The organism is Pseudomonas sp. CROZ-RG-20F-R04-15 (assembly GCF_022662375.1).
In the GTDB taxonomy this organism is placed as follows: Bacteria; Pseudomonadota; Gammaproteobacteria; order Pseudomonadales; family Pseudomonadaceae; genus Aquipseudomonas.
In genome coordinates this window covers 23,895-46,519 of sequence record NZ_JAKNQL010000025.1, presented here as the reverse complement: position 1 = coordinate 46,519, position 22,625 = coordinate 23,895, and the positions used below count along the sequence as shown (strand labels likewise).

Annotated in this window: 22 protein-coding genes and 1 riboswitch; of the genes, 8 read left to right on the top strand and 14 right to left on the bottom strand. The window is 58.5% G+C overall.

Going from position 1 to position 22,625, the window contains the following annotated elements; translation table 11 throughout:
* Positions 1–58: 58 nt before the first annotated feature.
* A riboswitch (cobalamin riboswitch) is annotated at positions 59–289 on the bottom strand.
* Positions 290–452: 163 nt separating this feature from the next.
* The gene (locus tag L8H52_RS25620; protein WP_077571724.1) at positions 453–1,037 is read left to right on the top strand and encodes a hypothetical protein; all 585 of its coding nucleotides are present in this window, start codon (positions 453–455) and stop codon (positions 1,035–1,037) included.
* 66 nt (positions 1,038–1,103) lie between these two features.
* Entirely contained in the window at positions 1,104–2,417 is a 1,314-nt protein-coding gene (locus L8H52_RS25615) for a sorbosone dehydrogenase family protein (protein ID WP_242209296.1), read from the top strand.
* Between the two features lie 132 nt (positions 2,418–2,549).
* On the opposite strand, the gene L8H52_RS25610 is transcribed toward L8H52_RS25615, so the two are convergent.
* The 5 genes from L8H52_RS25610 to L8H52_RS25590 all read right to left on the bottom strand — a co-directional run bounded on the left by L8H52_RS25610 (position 2,550) and on the right by L8H52_RS25590 (position 7,214).
* Complete coding sequence (locus tag L8H52_RS25610; protein WP_242209295.1) at positions 2,550–3,086, bottom strand: C40 family peptidase; 537 nt, start codon at positions 3,084–3,086, stop codon at positions 2,550–2,552.
* Positions 3,087–3,304: 218 nt separating this feature from the next.
* Positions 3,305–3,922: an NlpC/P60 family protein gene (locus L8H52_RS25605; RefSeq protein WP_007919826.1), complete on the bottom strand. Its 618-nt coding sequence runs from the start codon at positions 3,920–3,922 to the stop codon at positions 3,305–3,307.
* A 214-nt stretch (positions 3,923–4,136) separates the two neighbouring features.
* A complete protein-coding gene (gene hda, locus L8H52_RS25600) occupies positions 4,137–4,841 on the bottom strand; it encodes a DnaA regulatory inactivator Hda (RefSeq protein WP_007919828.1) in 705 nt (234 codons plus the stop codon).
* Between the two features lie 206 nt (positions 4,842–5,047).
* Positions 5,048–6,121: an AI-2E family transporter gene (locus L8H52_RS25595; RefSeq protein WP_242209294.1), complete on the bottom strand. Its 1,074-nt coding sequence runs from the start codon at positions 6,119–6,121 to the stop codon at positions 5,048–5,050.
* Between the two features lie 34 nt (positions 6,122–6,155).
* The gene (locus tag L8H52_RS25590) at positions 6,156–7,214 is read right to left on the bottom strand and encodes a DUF2066 domain-containing protein (protein ID WP_242209293.1); all 1,059 of its coding nucleotides are present in this window, start codon (positions 7,212–7,214) and stop codon (positions 6,156–6,158) included.
* A 373-nt stretch (positions 7,215–7,587) separates the two neighbouring features.
* Here L8H52_RS25590 and purM point away from each other — a divergent pair, with 373 nt between their 5' ends.
* From purM to L8H52_RS25575, 3 genes are read left to right on the top strand one after another with little or no spacing between them, the layout of a single operon-like run.
* Positions 7,588–8,646: a phosphoribosylformylglycinamidine cyclo-ligase gene (gene purM, locus L8H52_RS25585; RefSeq protein ID WP_008082936.1), complete on the top strand. Its 1,059-nt coding sequence runs from the start codon at positions 7,588–7,590 to the stop codon at positions 8,644–8,646.
* The gene (gene purN, locus L8H52_RS25580; protein WP_102900815.1) at positions 8,646–9,296 is read left to right on the top strand and encodes a phosphoribosylglycinamide formyltransferase; all 651 of its coding nucleotides are present in this window, start codon (positions 8,646–8,648) and stop codon (positions 9,294–9,296) included. Before purM ends, purN begins: the two co-directional genes overlap by 1 nt.
* Before the next feature lie 8 nt (positions 9,297–9,304).
* Positions 9,305–10,018 carry a DUF3108 domain-containing protein gene (locus tag L8H52_RS25575; RefSeq protein ID WP_127926356.1) on the top strand — a complete coding sequence of 238 codons (714 nt, stop codon included), beginning with the start codon at positions 9,305–9,307 and terminating at the stop codon, positions 10,016–10,018.
* An 808-nt stretch (positions 10,019–10,826) separates the two neighbouring features.
* On the opposite strand, the gene L8H52_RS25570 is transcribed toward L8H52_RS25575, so the two are convergent.
* Together L8H52_RS25570 and L8H52_RS25565 are read right to left on the bottom strand one after the other, a co-directional pair.
* Positions 10,827–12,452 carry a methyl-accepting chemotaxis protein gene (locus L8H52_RS25570; protein WP_242209292.1) on the bottom strand — a complete coding sequence of 542 codons (1,626 nt, stop codon included), beginning with the start codon at positions 12,450–12,452 and terminating at the stop codon, positions 10,827–10,829.
* Between the two features lie 130 nt (positions 12,453–12,582).
* Positions 12,583–13,614, bottom strand: coding sequence for an amidohydrolase family protein (locus L8H52_RS25565; RefSeq protein WP_242209291.1), 1,032 nt, complete (start codon positions 13,612–13,614; stop codon positions 12,583–12,585).
* Between the two features lie 152 nt (positions 13,615–13,766).
* On the opposite strand from L8H52_RS25565, the gene L8H52_RS25560 reads away from it, so the two are divergent.
* Both L8H52_RS25560 and L8H52_RS25555 read left to right on the top strand, forming a co-directional pair.
* Positions 13,767–14,183, top strand: a complete 417-nt coding sequence (locus L8H52_RS25560) for an OsmC family protein (protein ID WP_242209290.1) — start codon at positions 13,767–13,769, stop codon at positions 14,181–14,183.
* 61 nt (positions 14,184–14,244) lie between these two features.
* Complete coding sequence (locus L8H52_RS25555; RefSeq protein WP_242209289.1) at positions 14,245–15,111, top strand: pirin family protein; 867 nt, start codon at positions 14,245–14,247, stop codon at positions 15,109–15,111.
* 386 nt (positions 15,112–15,497) lie between these two features.
* Here L8H52_RS25555 and L8H52_RS25550 read toward each other — a convergent pair whose 3' ends face one another.
* The 4 genes from L8H52_RS25550 to L8H52_RS25535 all read right to left on the bottom strand — a co-directional run bounded on the left by L8H52_RS25550 (position 15,498) and on the right by L8H52_RS25535 (position 19,216).
* On the bottom strand, positions 15,498–16,226 hold the full coding sequence (locus tag L8H52_RS25550; protein WP_242209288.1) for a dienelactone hydrolase family protein: 729 nt from the start codon (positions 16,224–16,226) through the stop codon (positions 15,498–15,500).
* Between the two features lie 68 nt (positions 16,227–16,294).
* Complete coding sequence (gene htpG, locus L8H52_RS25545; RefSeq protein WP_242209287.1) at positions 16,295–18,199, bottom strand: molecular chaperone HtpG; 1,905 nt, start codon at positions 18,197–18,199, stop codon at positions 16,295–16,297.
* An 82-nt stretch (positions 18,200–18,281) separates the two neighbouring features.
* On the bottom strand, positions 18,282–18,734 hold the full coding sequence (locus L8H52_RS25540; RefSeq protein WP_242209286.1) for a PaaI family thioesterase: 453 nt from the start codon (positions 18,732–18,734) through the stop codon (positions 18,282–18,284).
* On the bottom strand, positions 18,731–19,216 hold the full coding sequence (locus L8H52_RS25535) for a PaaI family thioesterase (protein ID WP_242209285.1): 486 nt from the start codon (positions 19,214–19,216) through the stop codon (positions 18,731–18,733). Before L8H52_RS25535 ends, L8H52_RS25540 begins: the two co-directional genes overlap by 4 nt.
* Positions 19,217–19,374: 158 nt before the next feature.
* On the opposite strand from L8H52_RS25535, the gene L8H52_RS25530 reads away from it, so the two are divergent.
* A complete protein-coding gene (locus L8H52_RS25530) occupies positions 19,375–19,611 on the top strand; it encodes a hypothetical protein (protein ID WP_008082962.1) in 237 nt (78 codons plus the stop codon).
* A 77-nt stretch (positions 19,612–19,688) separates the two neighbouring features.
* On the opposite strand, the gene L8H52_RS25525 is transcribed toward L8H52_RS25530, so the two are convergent.
* From L8H52_RS25525 to brnQ, 3 genes are all read right to left on the bottom strand, one after another.
* The gene (locus L8H52_RS25525) at positions 19,689–20,090 is read right to left on the bottom strand and encodes an MAPEG family protein (RefSeq protein WP_034156246.1); all 402 of its coding nucleotides are present in this window, start codon (positions 20,088–20,090) and stop codon (positions 19,689–19,691) included.
* Positions 20,090–20,827 (bottom strand): DUF599 family protein, encoded by a 738-nt coding sequence (locus tag L8H52_RS25520; protein WP_034156247.1) that lies wholly within the window; start codon positions 20,825–20,827, stop codon positions 20,090–20,092. The genes L8H52_RS25525 and L8H52_RS25520 overlap by 1 nt, the downstream gene beginning before the upstream one ends.
* Positions 20,828–21,080: 253 nt before the next feature.
* Complete coding sequence (gene brnQ / locus L8H52_RS25515) at positions 21,081–22,394, bottom strand: branched-chain amino acid transport system II carrier protein (RefSeq protein WP_242209284.1); 1,314 nt, start codon at positions 22,392–22,394, stop codon at positions 21,081–21,083.
* Positions 22,395–22,625: the final 231 nt, after the last annotated feature.

The window sequence follows — 22,625 nt, the reverse complement described above, 5'->3', positions numbered from 1 at the left end:
GGATAACGGCGGGCAGGCACAAGAATAGACGGCAAAAAGCCTGGCATCGCCCACCGTGATGCCGCTGGATGGATCAGGCCGGTCTCCGGGCTCATGAGCGGCGCTGGCCTGGCTGCGCGCCTTCCCGCTTCTGTCGAGGCAGTGGCTCAAGGCGCAGCTTTTACTCATTTACCGTTGCGGGGGCAGCGCCGGGATCGTGGTGGTTCTTCGCGTGAAGACAACCCTCACCGGCTTCCCTGTTTCACTCTGTCGACGCAGGTCACAGAGCACCTGAAACAAGCCGCGAAGGTTAGAGGGTTGGGGGTGGAGCGTCAATTAAAGAGGCGGCCATCGGGCGAATAACTGCCGCTGATCAATTATCTGACGCCAATCTTGTGCCACACTGATACAAATGATATCAAAGAGCCATGCTTTTCTTGAAAAGCCCACCACAACAATAAAGGATGATGACGATGCAAGGCATGATCATCAGCAACCCGCGCCTGGAATTCCTGCGCCCGGTGCTTGAACGCTGGTTTGACTGTATCGACCGTTACAACGCCGTGCGCGGCGACAGCGACACGCCTTACTGGCATGACGAGAAAGCCAATCTCGGATTGCTCTCGGCCGCAGCCTGGATGGCCGAGCTGGTCACTTTGAACGACACTGCCACGCGCAAACAGAACGAAGAAGGCGAGCGCAACGCCCGCGCCGACCTGTTTCTGGCCGGCGCCGAAGACCGCGCCTTTATCCAGGCCACCCAGCGCTGGCCAAAGGTTACCAACCTCAATCTGACCCAAGCCCTGCTGGATATCACTAACGACGCCAAGCGCATCAGCTACGCCAGCGATCTAAAGCTTGGCTGCCTGTTTGTCGCCCCGCAAAAGGCTCAACACAGCGCCAGCCCCGAAGAACTGCAGGATATGGTCGACGACCTGCAAAAGGAACACACCTGCGCGGTCGCGTGGTATTTCCCCTACGCCTACCGCAAGTTGCGCAGCGAGGCGGGCAATTATCACCCGGGCATCGCCGTGCTGTTCAAGGAAGCGCGCGGCTGAACAGTGGAACCATCGGGCTTGCGCCCTCCTCTATGATTAGGAATGCATTCATAGGGAAGATCAGCAATGCGCAAGCCCCAGCTCGTTTTTGTCATCGCCTTCGCCGGAGGGCTCGCCGCCTGCGGTGAATCCTCCAGTCTGCAAGTCTCCGACGGCACCGGCCCGTCACCCAAGCTGCCCGAACCCAACAAGACCCTGATCCCGACGGTGAATATCGCCCCGGCAATCGGCTGGCCCGAGGGCGGCAAACCGACCGCAGCGGCCGGCACTCAGGTCGCAGCGTTCGCCGAAGGCCTCGATCATCCGCGCTGGCTCTATGTGCTGCCCAACGGCGATGTGCTGGTGGCGGAAACCAATGCCCCACCAAAGCCGGATGACAGCAGTGGCATTCGTGGCTGGGTGATGAAGAAGGTCATGGGCAAGGCCGGCGCGGGCGTGCCGAGTCCGAACCGCATCACTCTGCTGCGCGACGCTGACCATGATGGCGTGGCCGAGACGCGCACAGTGTTCCTGCAGAATCTTAATTCGCCATTCGGTATGACACTGGTCGGCAACGACCTGTACATCGCCGATACCGATCGCCTGCTGCGCTTCAACTACGAACCCGGCGCAACCGAAATCAAGACACAGCCAATCAAGGTTGTCGATCTGCCCGGCGGCACGCTGAATCATCACTGGACGAAAAACGTCATTGCCAGCAAGGACGGCAGCAAGCTGTATGTCACGGTTGGCTCGAACAGTAACGTTGGCGAAAATGGTCTGGACAAAGAAGAAGGCCGCGCAGCGATCTGGGAAGTCGATCGGGCGACCGGCAATCACCGGATCTTTGCCTCAGGCATCCGCAACCCCAACGGCCTGGCCTGGGAGCCCACCAGTGGGGCGCTGTGGACAGCCGTCAATGAGCGTGACGAAATCGGCAGTGATCTGGTGCCGGATTACATCACTTCAGTGAAGGACGGCGGATTCTATGGCTGGCCGTTCAGTTACTACGGTCAGCATGTCGATGTCCGCGTTACGCCGCAAAACCCGGATCTGGTGGCCAAAGCCATCGCCCCGGATTACGCGATCGGGCCGCACACTGCCTCGTTGGGCCTGAGTTTTGCCGAGGGCAACACCTTGCCGGCGCAGTTCAAGGAAGGCGCATTCATCGGCCAGCACGGCTCGTGGAACCGCAAGCCGCACAGTGGCTACAAAGTGATTTTCGTGCCGTTTACCGGTGGCAAGCCGAGTGGCACACCGGTGGATGTGCTGACCGGATTCCTCGACAAGGACGAGAATGCTTTGGGCCGGCCGGTGGGCGTGGTGATCGATCAGCAAGGTGGCTTGCTGGTGGCGGATGATGTTGGCAACAAAGTGTGGCGGGTGTCGGCCACGAAGTGATGCTGAATGTGATCTGAAGCAACTGTGGGAGCGAGCCTGCTCGCGAATGCGGAGTGTCAGTCTCCATTGAGTTGACTGATACACCGCTTTCGCGAGCAAGCTCGCTCCCACATGGGTTTTGCGTTGCCTTTACTACGGGTTATGCGCCAGATGCTCCGGCTGCAGCACCCGCTTGGCACTCAGATAAGCCTTCTGCCAATACGCCTTTGACAGGCTGTCCAGCTTCACCGTGCCACCCGTGGCCGGCGCATGCACGAAACGTCCTTCGCCGACGTAAATCCCCGCATGACTGACCTGCGAACCGCCATTGGTGGCGAAGAAGATCAGGTCGCCGGTCTGCAAGCCTTCCTTGCCGACGTTTGGCGCCTGCATGACGATCAGCTCGCGCGTCGAACGCGGCAATGAGATGCCCGCCGCATCACGGTAGACAAAACCGATCAGCCCGCTGCAATCAAACCCTGAATCCGGCGTGTTGCCGCCCCAGCGATAAGGCGTGCCGACCAGGCCGAGCGCGCGAAACAGCACGTCCTCAGCAGCGGGCGAGAAAGATTGCGAGGGGCCAAACACGACCGGCGCGCGAACCACTGGCGCAGGAGGCGGCGTGCGACTGGCGCAGGCGCTGAGCAGCGCTGCGCAGAAGATCAAAGTGAGGCGGGCCGACATCGTCATAAGCAGAACATCCTGATCTGGCTGCGGCTTTTTCTGCCGATGGACAGAAAACAAAACCGCCTGCGTGAGCACGCAGGCGGTTTGCCATCAATATAGATACAGGATTCTAGCGGCTACGCGGCAAACTTCAAGTAAGACTTTAACTTCACCTTGTAAAGTCTAGGTCTACTCCGTTGCCGGAAGCCTGATTGTCGCCGCGAACGCAGCGACAACGGGGATTACTTGCGAGCAGTGACGACCGTCGGAGCGTTGGCCAATGCGCGTTTCGCTTCGATGAAAGTCTTGCTCCAGTAGCTGTCACCCAGGCTGTCGATGCGAACACCGCCGCTGCGACGACTGCTGGAGTGGATGAACTGGTTGTCACCGAGGTAGATCCCGGCGTGACTGACACGACCGCGACGACCGTTGGTGGCGAAGAACAGCAGATCGCCCGGCTCAAGGTTGCTGCGCGAGACCAGCGGTGCATCGACGTTGATCATTTCGCGGGTCGAGCGTGGCAGGTTCATGCCGGCTTCTTCGCGGAACAGGTAGCCGATGAAACCGCTGCAATCGAAACCGGCTTCAGAGGTACCGCCGAAACGGTAACGGGTACCGATCAGGGACATGCCGCGTTCAAGGATGCTGTCGGCCAGAACAGGAAGCTGATAAGGCTTCTTGCCGTTGAATTCGTTGAGTTCTTTTTCGGTGTCCAGCTCTTCCTGGTAAATAACCGAAGACTGAGCCGTGGCAGAATTTTTAACCTGTTGAGGCTGCTCTTGAACTGGAGAATGAGCAGCGCAACCGTACAACAGGGTGACGAGTGCGAGAGGCACGAGGGGTGCGAAGCGCTTTAGCATGGGCACGACCGTGGCTGATAGTTGTAAAGAAGCCGAGACTATGCCCGCTATCAGCCTCATTTGCAAATTCAATCGATCTTTTTGTGACTTCCCGGTTTCTCGTTTACATCTAAGCGCTTAAGCCCATTTGAACCGATACGCGGCCTGCACACCGTGCAGGAAAGCGGATTTTCTGGCGCCTGAAATATGCCGAAACACGCTGAAAGCCGCGCCGTTACCAGCCTAGCGTTTCTTTCAGGAAGGGGATGGTCAGCTTGCGCTGAGCCTGCAAAGAGGCCTGATCGAGCTGTTCAAGCAAGTCAAACAGTGCACTCATGCTGCGGGTGCCGCGAGTCAGAATAAAATGCCCGACTTCATCGGTCAGGTGCAGACCGCGACGCGATGCACGCAATTGCAGGGCGCGCAATTTGTCTTCGTCGGAGAGCGGGCGCATCTGGAAAATCAGCGCCAGCGTCAGGCGGGATTTCAAGTCAGCCAGTTTGACCGGCAATTCACGCGGAGAAGTGGAGGCGGCAATCAGCAAGCGCCGACCGCTGTCACGCAGACGGTTGAACAGATGAAACATCGCCTCTTCCCAGTCAGCCTTGCCGGCAATCACCTGCAAGTCGTCCAGGCAAACCAGTTCGTACTGTTCAAGGTTATCGAGGATTTCAACGCCGCGATCCATCAACTCGGCCAACGGCAAGTACACCGCCGGCTCGCCCATCTGCTCGAATCGCAGACACGCCGCCTGCAACAGATGCGTACGCCCTACGCCGTGTTTGCCCCACAGGTAGATCAGGCTTTCTGTCCAGCCGGCGTCGGCTTCGCATAGACGCTCGACATAGCCGAGTGCAGCGGCATTGGCGCCTGGGTAGTAGTTGATGAAGGTGGCGTCGTCACGCAGACGCACACCTAGGGGCAGCTGAATCGGTTTCATGCTGACTGAACAGTTCTCAAGGAACCGTTAGTGGCCTCTGTGTAAAGTTTGCGAAGTTTATACCCGTGAAGCTGAGCGCACAATGCGACAGAGTCCAAGCAAAATCAAAGGTTTGCGTTAACGCACTGGTTTTATGACAGATTCTTTGGCGCCAGCGCCTGCAGGACACGGGCCAACCCGGCGATTCGCCGGGTTGGCCCGCGCCATTACAACTGCGGATCGTCCACACCACTATAGATGTCGGAATCCTTGTACAAGTCGTGCACATGGCGCACCAGCACCATGATCACCGCCGCCACCGGCAACGCCAGCAATACGCCGGTGAACCCGAACAGCTCGCCGCCGGCGAGAATCGCGAAAATCACCGCCACCGGATGCAGACCGATACGATCGCCCACCAGCAAAGGCGTCAGCACCATGCCTTCCAGCGCTTGACCGACCATGAACACCGCGACGATTCCGACCATCGGATACAGATCGCCACCGAACTGGAACAACCCGGCAATCAGCGCCGCGCCAATACCGATCACGAAGCCCATGTACGGCACGATCGCCGCCAGCCCCGCGATCAGACCGATCAACAGCCCCAACTCCAGCCCGACGATCATCAGGCCCGCCGCGTAGATCACACCCAGCGCCAGCATCACCAGCAACTGACCGCGCACAAACGCGCCCAGTACCTCATGACATTCACCGGCCAGCGACACGATGGTCTCTTCCCGATCACGCGGCAGCAGGCTGCGGATCTTGGCCATCATCACGTCCCAGTCACGTAGCAGGTAGAAACTCACCACCGGGATCAGCACCAGATTGGCCAGCCAGCCGATCAGCGCCAGACTCGACGCCGTCGCTTGACTCAGAACCACGCCGACAATGTCGGTGGTCTGACCCATGTGCTCGCTGATCGCGGCTTTGACCTTGTCGAACTTCCAGAAACCGTCCGACAACCCCAGCTTCGACTGCGCCCACGGCACCGCCGTGTGCTGCAGCCAATCGAGCATTTGCGGCGCCAGTTCGTATAGACGCAGCAACTGCTTTGCGAGCATCGGCACCAGCACCAGCATCAGTGCCGTGACGATCAAGGTGAACAGAGCAAACACCGCGATCACGCCCCAGGTTCGCGACAAACCGAGCCGCTCCAGGCGATCCACCAGCGGATCGAACAGATAAGCCAGCAGCAGCGCCACCAGAAACGGCGTGAGGATCGGGTGCAGCAACCACACAAACGCGCAAAGCAGGACAACCCCACCGAGCCAGAACCAACGCCGCGTATCGGCCATGTACCACTCCTGTTGCTTCTATATAAGGAAAGACTTACCAGCGAAACCGCAACGACGGTGCTGCCGGGGTCGGGGCCGGGGCCGTGACCGGTGCTGCACCTGCAACCGCAGGCTGCGGCGCGACCACCGGAGCCTGGGCCTCAGCGGGCAACTCCTGCAACTTGGCCAGCGACAACTGCGCGCGCATTTGATCGGCGCTGCCATTGACCCGATAAACGATGCGATCACCATCAACACTTTGCAGACGCACGCCAAACGGTTCGAGTAACCGCAACAGCGCTGCGTAATGCTCAAGATTCATGCCCTGCACTTCCAGGGTCTGCTGCCCTGAAGCGCCGGGCTTGGCGACAAACCGTGGCGCCAGACGTTCGGCCACTGCGAGCATCACCGCGTCCGCGACAGCAGCCTGATCGGCGCCCTGCACACTGCCTGCCTCTTTCTGATCGCCCAGCCACAAGTGCCACTTGGCTTGCCACTGCCCGCCTTCTTCGCGCGCATGCACCGCCAGCAAGGCGTCAGCGTTGTAGCGTTCGGAGGCGCCGCGCAACGGTGCCGGATCCGTGCCTTCCAGCGCTGGCGCCGTGGCAACCAGTTGCTCGCTCAGGTCCGCCAGCGGCAAACGCAACGGCAAACCGCGATGTTGCGCGGCCGTACGCAAAGGTGCGGCGGCGGCTTGACCATCGCCGACCAGACTCGACCCTTCAGTTGAATCGTTCAGCCACCAGCTAAGAATCGACGGGCGACTGGCGCCCCACAACGACAACCCGGCACGACGCAATGCCTGCTCGGTGGTCGACGGATCGAAATCGACCTTCAACACTTCCGGCGGCCCGGCGTCAAAACCGAACTGACTGATAATCTGCTGCGGATCCTTGCGAATCGCCGCCAGCCCTGGGTTTTGTGGGGCTTTCGGATCGCCAGTCAGGCGCAATATCAGGGTGTCGAGCGCCGCTTGCGTGGCGCGATCACGCTCTTCCGGCGCCTGGCCATTGACCGGCTCGCGCACTTGATAAAGGCCTTTGAGATTTTCGGCGTGACTCGCCAGGCTGATCAGAGACAAACAACCCACAAACAACAATTTACAAAAACGCATGGAGAATTCCCGTCGACAGGAGCGGCTGGAACACGCCGCGTGAACCGGTTAAGCAAGGCTGTGACAATCTGCCAGCACAAAACATTCACACGACAGCGGTAAGTTTTTGCACAGTGATAACGATAGACGGTTAATCGCCACACCTTATACAGGCACCCGTAGACCTTAATTGCAAAAAATTTCCCGAGATATGGCCCTGCCCGTCGGTGCGAGGATGGCCGCTGCCCCTCAAGCCTGATAAAATCGCGCGCCTTCGCAGACCGGCAACAGCCGGGCACCTCGAAACTCGCGTGAGGCCATCGCCCCGTCGATTTCGAAGTTCCCGCTGAACTCGGTCGTTACCCCTGAATCCCCTCCCCTAAAGGCCTGGATCATGAGCAAGCAACCCTCCCTGAGCTACAAGGACGCCGGTGTAGACATCGACGCCGGTGAAGCATTGGTCGAACGCATCAAGAGCGTCGCCAAGCGCACTGCGCGCCCGGAAGTCATGGGCGGCCTGGGCGGTTTCGGCGCCCTCTGCGAAATCCCGGCCGGCTACAAGCAGCCAGTGCTGGTTTCCGGCACCGACGGCGTCGGCACCAAGCTGCGTCTGGCACTGAACCTGAACAAACACGACAGCATCGGCATCGACCTGGTTGCGATGTGCGTGAACGACCTCGTGGTGTGCGGCGCCGAGCCACTGTTCTTCCTCGACTACTACGCCACCGGCAAACTGAACGTCGAGACCGCGACCCAAGTCGTGACCGGCATCGGCGCTGGCTGCGAACTGTCGGGTTGCTCGCTGGTGGGCGGCGAAACCGCTGAAATGCCAGGCATGTACGAAGGCGAAGACTACGACCTGGCTGGCTTCTGCGTCGGCGTCGTGGAAAAAGCGGAAATCATCGACGGCTCGAAAGTCGCCACCGGTGACGCACTGATCGCACTGCCATCGTCCGGCCCGCACTCCAACGGTTACTCGCTGATCCGCAAGATCATTGAAGTCTCCGGTGCCGACATCGAAAACATCCAGCTCGACGGCAAACCGCTGACCGACCTGCTGATGGCCCCGACCCGCATCTACGTGAAGCCGCTGCTCAAGCTGATCAAAGACACCGGCGCCGTCAAAGCCATGGCCCACATCACCGGTGGCGGCCTGCTCGACAACATTCCGCGCGTGCTGCCAAAAGGCGCTCAGGCCGTGGTTGACGTGGCTAGCTGGACTCGCCCTGCCGTGTTCGACTGGCTGCAGGAAAAAGGCAACGTCGACGAAACCGAGATGCACCGCGTGCTGAACTGCGGCGTTGGCATGGTCATCTGCGTGGCTCAGGAACACGTTGAAGTGGCGCTGAACACCCTGCGTGACGCCGGCGAGCAGCCATGGGTCATCGGCCAGATCGCTGCTGCCGCCGAAGGTGCCGCTCAGGTTGATCTGCAGAACCTTAAGGCTCATTAATGTCCGCAACCTGTGATGTCGTGGTGCTGTTGTCCGGCACCGGCAGTAACTTGCAGGCTCTGATCGACAGCACGCGGACCGGCGACAGCCCGGTTCGCATCGCTGCAGTGATTTCCAATCGCGCCGACGCTTACGGCCTGCAACGCGCCAGTGACGCGGGTATCGCTACCCGCTCGCTGGATCACAAGGCATTCGAAGGTCGCGAGGCCTTCGATGCTGCTCTGATCGAACTGATCGACGAATTCCAACCGAAACTCGTGGTGCTGGCCGGTTTCATGCGCATTCTCAGCGCTGATTTCGTTCGCCACTACCAGGGTCGCCTGCTCAACATCCATCCGTCGCTGCTGCCCAAATACAAAGGGTTACACACTCATCAGCGCGCGCTGGAGGCCGGCGACACTGAGCACGGCTGCTCCGTGCACTTCGTCACCGAGGAACTCGATGGCGGACCACTGGTCGTACAGGCAGTATTACCGGTAGAGTTGCATGACACGCCGCAGAGTCTCGCGCAGCGAGTCCACGTTCAGGAACACCTGATTTACCCGATGGCGGTTCGCTGGTTTGCCGAAGGCAGACTGGCACTCGGCGAACACGGTGCTTTACTGGATGGCCAGTTACTCGCGGCCAGCGGCCACTTGATTCGACACTAGGAGATATTATGCGTCGCGCCCTGCTCTTCGCTTGCGCTCTGCTCGCCCTGCCCTTCGCGCAGGCAGCGGACCTTCAACCGTTCTCCGCCAGCTACACCGCCGACTGGAAGCAGTTGCCCATGAGCGGCACTGCCGAGCGCAGCCTGGTCAAGGAAGCCAACGGCGTCTGGAAGCTCAGCTTCAAGGCCTCGATGATGATCGCCAGCCTGACTGAAGAAAGCACCCTGACCCTGGACAAGGACACCTTGCTGCCACAGTCCTACCACTTCGAACGTGGCGGTCTGGGCAAAGCGAAAAAGGCTGATCTGGATTTCGACTGGAACAGCAAAATGGTCACCGGCACCGACCGTGGCGATGCGGTGAAGATCCCGCTGAACCGTGGCATGGTCGACAAGTCCACCTATCAACTGGCGCTGCAGCATGATGTCGCTGCAGGCAAGAAGACCATGAGCTATCAAGTGGTCGATGACGGTGAAGTCGATACCTATGACTTCCGCGTGCTGGGCTCGGAAAAAGTCGAGACCAAGGCTGGCAAGATCGATGCGATCAAGGTCGAGCGCGTACGCGACCCGACGCAAAGCAAGCGCACCACCGTGCTGTGGTTCGCCAAGGATTGGGATTACTTGCTGGTTCGCCTGCAACAAGTCGAAACCGACGGCAAGGAGTACAACATCATGCTCCAGGACGGCACGGTCAACGGTAAAACCGTTAAAGGCAGCTGATCCGCCGCTACATCAAAGAGCCTCGCGAAAGCGGGGCTTTTTTTCGCCTGCGTTCAACCCGACTTTTTGCGTCACCTTCGCCCCTCACCCCAGCCCTCTCCCGAGGGAGAGGGAGCCGACCGAGATGTCTTTCGCCATACATCGACCTGAAAAATCGAGTCGATTATGGATTCTCCAAAGCCAGATCAGGTCGGTGCATCTCGCCAATCTCCCACGATCAGTCCCCTCTCCCCTTGGGAGAGGGAGCCGAACGAGGTGTCTTTCGCCATGCATCGACCTGAAAAATCGAGTCGATTATGGATTCCCCAAAGCCAGATCAGGTCGGTGCATCTCGCCAATCTCCCACGATCAGTCCCCTCTCCCCTTGGGAGAGGGAGCCGACAGAGGTGTCTTTCGCCATGCATCGACCTGAAAAATCGAGTCGATTATGGATTCTCTAAAACAAGATCAGGTCGGTGTAACTCGCCAATCTCCTACGGTCGGCTCCCTCTCCCTTTGGGAGAGGGAGCCGACCGAGGTGTCTTTCGCCATACATCGACCTGAAAGTTCGAGTCGATTATGGATTCACCAGAACACTCAGGTCGGCGTAACTCTTTAATCCCCCACGGTCAATCCCCTTTTCCAATGGGAGAGGGAGCCGACAGAGGGTCTGGCGCCATACATCGACCTAAAAATCGAGTCGATTATGGATTCCCCAAAGCAAGATCAGGTCGGTGTAACTCGCCAATCTCCCACGGTCAGTCCCCTCTCCCTACGGGCGGTCCGACGTTTCGGGAGGGCTAGGGTGAGGGGCTTTTGAAGGCATACCTCAAACCGAGAATTTAGCCACCATGCTGTTCAAATCCACCGCCAACCGCGACAACTCCTGACTCGCCGCACTGGTCTGATTGGCTCCCGCCGAGGTCTGCATCGCCAGATCACGAATATTCATCAGATTACGATCCACCTCCCGCGCCACCGCTGCCTGCTCCTCCGAGGCACTGGCAATCACCAGGTTGCGCTCGTTGATCAAGGTAAACGCCGAGGCGATTTCCTCCAGCGCCACACCAGCAGCCTTGGCCAGTTCCAAAGTTGAGCGCGCCCGCACATTGCTCTGCTGCATCGAACTTACCGCCGAATCAGTGCCCTGCTGAATCCCGCCAATCATCTGCTCGATTTCCTGAGTCGACTGCTGAGTGCGATGCGCCAAGGCCCGCACCTCATCCGCCACCACAGCAAAACCGCGCCCGACATCACCGGCGCGTGCCGCCTCAATCGCGGCATTCAATGCGAGCAGATTGGTCTGCTCGGCAATCGAACGAATCACGTCCAGCACTTTGCTGATGCTGTAGACCTTCTGCGCCAGATCTTCCACCTGGCTCGCATTGGCTGTCACATCGTCGGCGAGCGATTCAATAGACAACACCGTTTGATGCACCTGTTCACGACCATGCTGGGCAATGCGATCAGACTCACGAGAGGCCTCGGAAGTGGCCACGGCATTGCTTGCCACTTCCTCCACGGCGGCCGTCATCTGATTGACCGCCGTAGCGGCTTGCTCGATTTCCAGGCTCTGCTGATGCAACCCGCGCGTGGCATCTTCCGTGACGCAACTCAGCTCTTCCGAGGCCGAGGCCAATTGGCTGGAAGATTCCGAGATTCGCCGAATCGTGTCGCGCAGGTTGTGCTGCATGCTTTTTAGCGCCTGCAGCAGCCGCGCCGGCTCGTCCTTGCCCGAGATACTAATGTCGCCGGTCAGATCACCACTGGCGACCACTTCCGCCACACCCAACGACTGCGCCAGTGGCAGCACGATGCTGCGCGTCAGTAACAGCGCCAAGCCAATGGTGATCAGCGCGGTAATGCCGATCATCACCCCGACCCACACCCGCGAATTGATAAACACCAGCCGCGCCGCTTCGGTGGCGAGGTTGGCATTGTGTTTATTCATTTCGACCAGTTCACGCAAGGTCACGGCGATTTCGTCGGCCAGTGGACTCATCTGGTTATTGAGAATGCTCGCCGCGTCTTCGACCCGATTCTGCGCGGACAGCTGCATGACCTGCGCCTGTAGCTCCAGATACTGGTGCTCGGCGGCTTTGAAACGGTCGAACAGTTTGCGCTCTTCCGGCAACACGATCAGCACGTCATAACGCTGCTGGGCTTCGCTCAGCACGCCACGCAGCTCATTGAGTTTGACGACATTCTGTTCAAGCGCCTGCGGATCGCGATTGAGCAACAGGCGCATGGTCAGCGCACGCAGGCGCAACATGTCCTGACTCATCTCACCGACCGCCATCACGCTCGGCAGCCAATTGTTATCAACCTCGTCCGACTGCGCGCGCATATTCGACATTTGCAGCAACGCGAACGCCCCGAGGGCAAACACCATCAGCGCCAGCAGGCCAAAACCGAGGCTGGCACGCGGGGCAATATTGAGACTACGGATACTCATTGCTCTGGTTCCTTCCAAAAGCGCTGCATCAACCCTGCAGCTGGTTGCTTTAGAAGGTATCGGCCCGGCGGAAAAATGCGTAAGACGAAAAGGCGATATCAAAAGGCCTTTATCCTTCGAACCGAAGGCATTAACGATTCAGCGCGGTTTTGCCGGACTTGAACACCGTTCGCGGCAAGATAGCCAGGAAGTTATCTCTTGCGACCTTTTGCGCAATGTTCTCCGGCAGTGCATCAAGGAACGGCTTGAAGCTGTGCATTTCCTGACCGAGCTTATTGAAACGTCCTACTACGTCGGAGCCGAGCATGAAGCGCTCCGGATATTTCTCGACCAACGCCAGCCACTCAGGACGCGGTTTGCCCTGCTCATCCAGCAGATACGGCGTGAGCATGCTCCACGACAAATCAATAAACAGATTGGGGTAAGCCTCCAGCATGCGCGTGAGGGTTGGCAGCAAGAACGGCAACTGCGTCTGATGCCGATGGATTTCTGCGCTGGTGCCCGCGTGCGCCCAGATAAACCGCGTGTGCGGGTGATTGCGTAGCGGCTCCTCGATTTCCTTCAAGTACAGCGGATTTTTCTCACGCTTGGAGGTGATGTTGGAGTGCAGCATCACTGGCAGATCGTTCTCGGCGGCCAGATGATAGATTTTCGTCATCGCCTCGTTGTTGGCGCGTGGCGTGTCGCCAGAGGTCAGCGCTGTCAGATCGTCATGGCGGGTGAACACCTCACCAATGCCCTGCCACAACCCCGGATACAGATCGAGCATGCGCTGGATGTGCGCGGCGGAGTTCTTGTCGTTGGGATTAAAACCTGACAGGAACGGATGAAAGTACCGGCGCTGCTCGGGCGACAGCTTCTGCACCGCATCGGCGACGATCACGTCAGTGGCGCTGTACCAATAGGCATCGGCGTCATCCCCGGCGTAATAGCGCGGACGCTTGGGTTCGTCCTCATGCCATTTCTTCGCCACTGGAATCCCGGAAATCATCACATGCTCGACGGAACTGTCCTTCATGGCCGTCAGCAATTTCGCCATGCCCGCGCTTTCCTGGAAAAAATCCACGTAATGCAGGTGCGCATCGCTGTAGGTGTATTCGCGGGCGCTGGCACTGCCGGCAACCAGCAGAAGGCAGGCGAGACTCAAACGATACAGGGACACAAGTAATCTCCGGCAAGTAGGCATAGCCTAGACCCCGCCCTGACGACAAGGGTTCATCCCGCAGGAAAGTGGAACGCGTACCGGTGGGAATGCTCTATAACTGCAAGGTCTTGTTTGATCGAGCGACTTTTCCTACTGCCTGTGAGGTTCCCATGACCGTTACCGTCAATACCGTCTCCGCTGAAGGTTTTCGTCACACCGTACAGATTGATGATCACGAACTGTTTACCGACGTACCGAAGTCCGCCGGCGGCGAAGGCTCCGCCCCCGAGCCGCACGACTACTTCGATGCCGCCCTCGGCGCCTGCAAGGCACTGACCCTGAAGATGTACGCGAAGAAGAAAGACATCCCGCTGACCGGCGTCGGTGTCGACGTCAAACGTGACAACAGCGAGGAGCAGAAAGGCAAATACGTCCTCCACGTTACCCTCACTCTCAAAGGCGTACTCACTGACGCCCAGCGTGAGGAATTGTTGCGAGTTGCCGACCGCTGCCCGATCCACAAGCTGATGACCACCAGCGATGTCAGCATCGAAACCCACGCTCCACAAGGCTTCGACAGCCAGTAATCCTCCTCACGCCAGCGGCGGGTTATGCTTCTGGCATCGCCCGCTCAGCCTGGAATGCACCATGGACACGCAACCTCTGATCATCCGCCCGCGCGCCGAAGACGTCGAAGGCCAGCCGATTCTGCGTCCGCTGCCGTCAGCCAAATGCCGCAGCGTCGGGCCTTTCGTGTTTTTTGACCACATGCTCGAGACGGTTTATCCGACGGGCAAAGGCATGAACATCCGACAGCATCCGCACATCGGTCTGTCGACCCTCACCTATTTGTTTGAAGGCCAACTCCTGCACAAGGACAGCCTCGGCTCCGATCAGTTGGTCGGCGCCGGCGATGTCAGCTGGATGACTGCCGGCAGCGCGATTGCACACGTCGAGCGCACGCCAGAGCCGCTGTGGGAGCAAAGCTTCACCATGCACGGTTTGCAAATCTGGCTGGCCTCGCCCAAGGAGCACGAGCAGGGCCCCGGGCATTACAGCCATCACCCGGCGTCGACCTTGCCGGTCAGCGATAACCTCGGCGTGCAGATTCGCATGATTGCCGGGTCAGGCTTTTGTCTGGAATCGCCGGTGCCGGTGCTTTCTCCTACGTTGTATGCGGAAGTGAAGATGCAAACGGCGACCACCCTGCTGATTCCGACCGAGCATGAAGAGCGGGCGGTTTATGTGTTGAGTGGCGATGCGCAACTGAACGGTGAAGCGCTTGAACCGCATGCGCTGGCGGTTTTACCGGCCGGGGAAGAAATGAGTCTGTTTGCCGAAAGCGATGTTCACGTGGTGGTGTTCGGCGGCGCGCCGTTGGATGGGCCTCGGCGGATCAACTGGAATTTTGTTGCGAGCGATCCGGCGGCGATCGATGAGGCGCGGGGCAAATGGGCGGCCGGGGATTGGCCGACGGTGCCGGGGGAAGTTGAGCGGATTGAATTGCCGCGCTGAAAAGCACCCTCACCCCAGCCCTCCCGAAACGTCGGACCGCCCGTAGGGAGAGGGAGCCGACCGAGGTGTCTTACGCCATACGCCGACCTGAAAAGTCTTGGCGATTATGGATTCGGTAATGCCCTATCAGGCCGACGCATTGGTTGAGCATCCACAATCAGTACCCTCACCCCTGCCCTCCCGAAACGTCGGACCGCCGGGAGGGAGAGGGGGCCGAGCGAGGTGTCTTGCGTCATACATCGACCTGAAAAGTCTTGGCGATTATGGATTCACCAAGAAACTTTCAGGTCGGCGTAATACTTCAGCATCCCCCATTCAGTCCCCTCTCCCTCTGGGAGAGGGTTAGGCGGGCGGCGTTCCGATGAGGGGCTTTTGCTTTTCAGGCTTCAGCCCTTGAACACTTCATCCAGCAAATCATGCATCGACTTGAACGCGCGCTTCGCGGTCTTCGCGTCGTACATCATCTTGCCCGGCACATTCGCATGCGGATCAGTAAACGAGTGCACCGCACCGCCGTAGCTCAGCAACTGCCAATCGACATTCGCCGCGTTCATCTCGTCTTCAAACGCCGGCAACTGCTCTTTCGGCACCAACGGGTCGGAAGCACCATGCAACACCAGCACCGAACCCTTGATGTTCTGCGCATCGGCCGGGTTCGGCGAATCCAGCGTGCCATGGAACGACACCGCCGCCTTCACCGGCGCACCGGTGCGTGCCAGGTCCAGCGCGCAGCAACCGCCGAAGCAGAACCCGAACACCGCCAGCTTCGACGTATCAACCGCCGCTTCGCCTTGTTTCTGCAACTGCTCGAAAGCCGCCTGCATACGCGTGCGCAGTAGCGCGCGGTCATTCTTCAACGGCATCATTGCCGCGCCAGCCTGATCAGCATTCTGCGGACGAACAGCCTGACCGTAGACGTCAGCAATCAATACCACGTAGCCCTCGGCCGCGACCGACTTGGCGATCTCTTCAGCGCCAGCGCTGACACCCATCCAGTTCGGCGCCATCAACAAACCCGGACGCGCGCCCTTGTGCTCGGCATCGAACGCCAGACGACCTTCATAAGGCTGGCCATCAATCTGATAGACCACGGAACGTACAGTGATTTGGCTCATTTCTGACTCCTGATTTGTTAAACACCAGAATGAAAAAACCCGCCGAAGCGGGTTTTTCTGCAACTTGGTTAAACCGACAGTTCAACCAGCAGCTTGTTCAGACGGCGCACATACGCGGCCGGATCCTTCAAGCTGTCGCCGGCAGCCAAGGCTGCCTGATCGAAGAGGATGTGCGACAGGTCGCCAAAACGCTCTTCGCTCTGCTCGCCGTCGAGTTTCTCGATCAGCGGGTGGCTTGGGTTGAATTCGAAGATCGGCTTCGAATCCGGCACTTTCTGCCCGCTGGCTTCGAGGATCTGACGCATTTGCAGACCCAGATCCTGCTCGCCGATGGCCAGAATGGCCGGCGAATCGGTCAGACGATGCGACACGCGGACTTCAGCCACGGAATCGCCCAGTGCGGTTTTCAAACGCTCAACCAGACCTTCTTTGGACTTGGCGACTTCTTCCGCGGCTTTCTTGTCCTCTTCCGAGTCCAGGTTGCCCAGATCCAGATCACCACGTGCCACGTCGACAAACGTTTTGCCGTCGAACTCGCTGAGGTAGCTCATCAGCCACTCGTCGATACGGTCGGTCAGCAGCAGCACTTCGATGCCTTTCTTGCGGAAGACTTCCAGGTGCGGGCTGTTCTTGACCTGCGCGTAAGTTTCGCCGGTGAGGTAGTAGATCTTGTCCTGACCTTCCTTGGCGCGCGCCAGGTAGTCGGCCAGACCAACGATCTGCTCGCCGTCGTCGCCATTGGTCGATGCGAAACGCAGCAGACCGGCAATTTTCTCTTTGTTGGCGAAGTCTTCTGCCGGGCCTTCTTTCATGACCTGACCGAAGTTCTTCCAGAAGCCCTTGTATTGCTCAGGCTCGTTTTTCGCCAACTTTTCCAGCATGTCGAGCACGCGCTTGGTCAGCGCGGTCTTCATCGAATCGATGATCGGGTCTTTCTGCAGGATTTCACGCGACACGTTCAGCGACAGGTCGTTGGAATCGACCACACCTTTGATGAAGCGCAGGTACAGCGGCAGGAACGACTCCGCCTGATCCATGACGAACACGCGTTGCACGTACAGCTTCAGGCCTTTCGGCGCTTCACGCTGGTACAGGTCGAACGGCGCGCGGGCCGGCACGTACAACAGCGAGCTGTATTCGAGCTTGCCTTCGACTTTGTTGTGGCTCCAGGCCAGCGGGTTTTCAAAGTCGTGAGCGATGTGCTTGTAGAACTCCTGGTATTCCTCGTCCTTCACTTCAGTGCGAGGGCGAGTCCACAGGGCACTGGCGCGGTTGACGGTTTCCCACTCAACGGCAGGAGCCTCTTCGCCTTCAACTGCAGTAACTTCTTTCGGCAGCTCGATCGGCAAAGCGATGTGGTCGGAGTACTTCTTGATGATGTTGCGCAGACGCCAGCCATCAGCGAATTCGTCTTCTGCAGCTTTCAGATGCAGGACGATGCGGGTGCCGCGTTCTGGTTTTTCGATGGTGGCGACTTCGAACTCGCCCTCGCCTTTCGACGACCAGTGCACGCCTTCGCTGGCCGGAGTGCCGGCGCGGCGGGAGTACACATCAACCTGGTCGGCGACGATGAAGGCAGAGTAGAAGCCGACACCGAACTGGCCGATCAGGTGCGAATCTTTCTTCTGATCGCCCGAGAGGTTTTTCATGAAATCGGCGGTGCCCGATTTGGCGATGGTCCCCAGGTGGGTGATCACATCGTCACGGTTCATGCCGATACCGTTGTCTTCGAGGGTGACGGTCTTGGCGTCCTTGTCGAAGCTCACACGGATTTTCAGATCAGCGCCACCCTCGAGCAACTCTGGCTTGGCCAGGGCTTCGAAGCGCAGCTTGTCGACAGCGTCAGAGGCGTTCGAGATCAATTCGCGAAGGAAAATTTCCTTGTTGGAATACAGCGAATGGATCATGAGGTGCAGCAGCTGCTTTACCTCGGTCTGGAAGCCCAGGGTTTCCTTTTGAGTTTCCACACTCATGGTCATCAAACTCCAATCAGATGGCAGTGGCCGCGACCCGAAATGGTCGGCGGCGGGTTGTCTTGTGAGTTTGGGGCGCTCTTCAGGATTTCAAGGGCTCATCGATTTTGAAGTGCGCGCGAGCAGTGGCAATCGGTTCGCCTTCAGTACTTTGCCAGGCCGTGATCGCGACGTTGGCGACGCGGCGGCCCTGGCGGCAGACCTGACACTTGGCCCAGGTATCGCGAAATTGCCCGGCGCGCAGGTAATCGAGGGAAAAATCGATAATCTTCGGCACACCGGGCGCACCGGTGAAAATCAACAGATGCAGGGCGGCGGCCAGCTCCATGAATCCGGCGATCACCCCGCCATGGATCGCCGGCAATAAAGGGTTACCAATGTTGTCCTTGTTCGCCGGCAACTTGAACAACAGTTCATCGCCGACTCGCGAGCACTCGATGCCGATCAGACCGGCGTACGGGATCAGTTTCAGCAATGGCGCGTAGTCGCCTTGTGCATGGGCCTGTTGCAGTTGCTGTTTGAGGTCTTCGCTCACTGGCTTTCTCCCTTGATCGCGCCGCCGAAACCTTTGGTGCCTTTGGTGCCTTTGAGGCCCTTGCCCATGCGCATGAAAGTGCCGACCACATGGGCGATGGGCTGTTCGGGATCATCCTGATAAGCAAAGCCACGGGCGAATATCACATCCGTAGTCACGCGATAACACTGGGCAAAGCCATAGACATTCTTGTTCGGTTCGGCGGCGTGCATGTAATCGATGCGCAGGTCGAGGGTCGGGCACACCTCAAATTCCGGCAGCACGCACAACGTGGACATTCCACACGCGGTATCCATCAGCGAGGTGATTGCGCCGCCATGAATAACCCCTGTTCGCGGATTACCAACGATTTTAGCGCTGTACGGAAGGATCACCGTAAGCCCTTCACTGGAGGCGCTGTGCACCTGCAAACCAAGTACCTGGCAGTGGCGCAATGCCGATAGAAATCGTGTAGCACGCTCAAAAACGGGGTTTTCGGCCATTTGATAATTACTCTCGTTAGAGCCCATTGCCAGTAGTCAGCAATGCCGCAAAAGTTCCCTGTAAAAACAAACTTATATATCTGAAAGAAATGAGGAACTTAACCTGTAGCGCCGAGTTCTTAAGGCCAGTAGTTATTTTCCATAAGGAGAAACACCCCATGCGTAAGACTTTAGCTATTGCCTTGATGTTGACCGCTTCCCTCGGTCTCGCTGCCTGCGATAAAAAATCCGAGGACAAAGCTCAAGATGCCAACCAACATGCTGAACAAGCTCAGCAAGACATGAACAAAGCTCAGGATAAAGTGAACGACGCTGCGAAAGAAAACGCCGAAGCTGCCAAAGCTCAGGCTGAATCGAACGCTGCTGCGCAAGACGAAGCTGCCAAGAAGCAATAATCCGCTTTTTGCTGCAGAAAAAAGAAAACCCGCCAAGTGCGGGTTTTCTTTTGCCTGTCATTTAGTGCCAATGTCGCTTAGAGCAAGACAGTTCTAAAAGTCGGACTAATCATCAGTAACAGCGAGCACAGTAAACCAACTACCCAAACCAGACTGCGCAGCTTGGGCTGGTCAGCCAGATAGAGCCACAAGTAGAGGATCCGCGCGATAACAAAAACGATTGCCAACGTATCGATCAGCCATCCTGCCGTCTGAGTGGTGTGCGCCATCAATACACCGACTGCGAACAACATGAACGCTTCAATCGTATTCTGATGCGCTGCCAGCGCCCGCGCACCGTAACCGGTCAGTTGCGCTTGTTGCTGGCGTGGCAAGTGGTTGTTGTAACCGCCCTGCTCTTTCATCGCCTTGCCCACCGGCATACGCGCGATATAGATCAGCAGCGCAGTGATAAACACACACCAGAACGGAATACTCATCAAGCGACCTCTTTGTTTGTCTCGGGAATGGGGGCTTCTGTAGGGGTATAGACCATGACATCGAGAACGTCGGAATGAAACTCGCGGCGGTACAAGACCAATACCACACCGGCGCTCATCAGCATGAACAACCATGGACTGACGAACCACGCGAGCATGGTCATGCCGAAGTAGTAAGAGCGCAGCCCGAAGTTGAACTGGTTGGCCGCCATCGAAATCACTCGCGCCGCCCGCGCAGCGAACGCCTTGCGCTCCTGTTCGGAGACATGTCGCTCACCGATCATTGGCGCCGAGCCGACCAAAACCGCCGCAAAATTGTACTGACGCATGCACCAGCTAAAGGTGAAGAAGGCATAGACGAAGACCATCGCCAGACACAGCAACTTGATCTCCGACATGCCCTGCGACGCCTGTTGCACCATCGGAATATCGGCCAGCAACGACACGGCCCGCTCAGATGCGCCAAGCACAGTAAGAATACCGGCGAGGATAATCAGCGTGCTGGAGGCAAAGAACGAGGCGTTGCGCTCAAGATTACCGATCACGCTGGCGTCCGCAATGCGGTTATCGCGCAGCAGCATGCGGCGCATCCAGTCTTCGCGGTACAGGTGCAGCACGCTCGCCAGACACGCAGTATCGCGGCCCTTCCAGGAGGCATAACGGGTATAACCGCCCCAGCAGATGACAAACCAGACGGCCGCGAGCAGGTGGATCAGGTTGGCTTGGATGAACGACATGCAATTCCTTGTGAAGTATGGATGCTACCTGTGGGAGCGAGCCTGCTCGCGAAGGCGGCGTATCACGCAACATGCCGGCTGACACAACGCTTTCGCGAGCAGGTTCGCTCCCACATTAAGATTTCGGCAACCCTTCGACGTTAGCTCAGGGAAAAAGACACTGCCTGACGCGCATAAAAAATGCCCCGTATCGATTGATACGGGGCATTTCTGTTTAAGCGCTGAAGACCCGCTTATGGCGGGTCAGCCAACGTCAGGCAACCGCTTCGCTACGTTTGCCCAACAGGCGATCGCAAACAACTGCGACCACCAGGGTCATCACGCACGGCACCAGCCACGCCAGGCCCTGCTCGCTCAGCGGCAGGTGCGACAACTGCGATGGCATCCAGTCGGCCAGACCGGCGCCTTTCAACGCGTCGATAGTGCCAAAGATGAATGACACCAGCATCACCGGGCCGAGAATCCGGCCGTGCTCATGCCAGAAGTCTTTGCAGAAGCTCAAAGCGACCAGCACGATGCACGGCGGGTAGATCGCGGTCAGCACCGGGATCGAGAACGCGATCAGCTTGGTCAGGCCCAGGTTGGACACCAGCAGCGAGAACGCCGCCAGGATAATCACCAGGGTCTTGTAGGACAGTGGCAGCACTCGGCTGAAATACTCAGCGCAAGCACAGGTCAGGCCGACCGCTGTCACCAGACACGCCAGCGAGATCAGCACCGCGAGGAAACCGCTGCCCAGCGAACCGAAGGTGTGTTGCACGTAAGCGTGCAATACCGCTGCGCCGTTGGTAGCGCCGACGGCCACTTCGTGGCTGCCGGAACCGAGACGGAACAGGCTGACATACACCAGCGCCAGACCGACACCAGCGATCAGCCCAGCAATGATCGCGTAACGGGTGATCAGCGCCGGCGACTCGACGCCACGCGAGCGGATGGCGTTGACGATGACAATACCGAACACCAGTGCACCCAAGGTATCCATGGTCAGATAACCATTGATGAAGCCCTGAGAGAACGGTGCCGCCACGTATTCCGGTGTGCCGTGGCCGATGTCACCCGCCGGCAAGGCGAATGCAGCGATACCCAGCACTGCCAGCGCGATGATCTTCAGCGGCGCGAGGAAGCGGCCAACGGTGTCCAGCAAGCGCCCAGGGTAGAGCGAGATGAAGAACACCAGCAGGAAGTACACCGAGCTGTAGAGGAACAGTGCCAACGGGCTTTCGCCGGTCAGCGGTGCCAGACCTACTTCAAAGGACACGGTTGCGGTACGCGGGGTGGCGAACAACGGGCCGACCGCCAGGTAGCACGCCGCCGCCAGAATGCCACCAGCCAGCTTGCCGATCGGGCTGCTCAGCGCGTCCATCGCCCCACCAACCTTGGCCAGTGCAACGACGGTGATCACCGGCAGACCCACCGCGGTGATCAGGAAGCCCAGCGCGGCCATCCAGACGTGAGGTCCGGCCTGCAAGCCAACGATCGGCGGGAAAATGATGTTGCCAGCCCCAACGAACAGAGCAAATGTCATAAAGCCAAGTGCCAGGATGTCCTGACCTTTCAAAACTTTCATTAAGGTAATACCACACTACTGAATCGGAATTTAGAGGGGGATTGCCCTGTGTAATTAGGGAAATGCTGTCGATCCGTATGGGACTGACCCTTAAAGCGCGTTGCATGCCTTGTGGGCGGCAGACGCAAAAATGGCTGCTAGCCTAACGAATTTGCTTTGCAAACGCACTGTTAGAGGGCGAACTATCCGATACGCGACGTTTCCGTGTCGCGTTTTTGCATGTAATTGGGG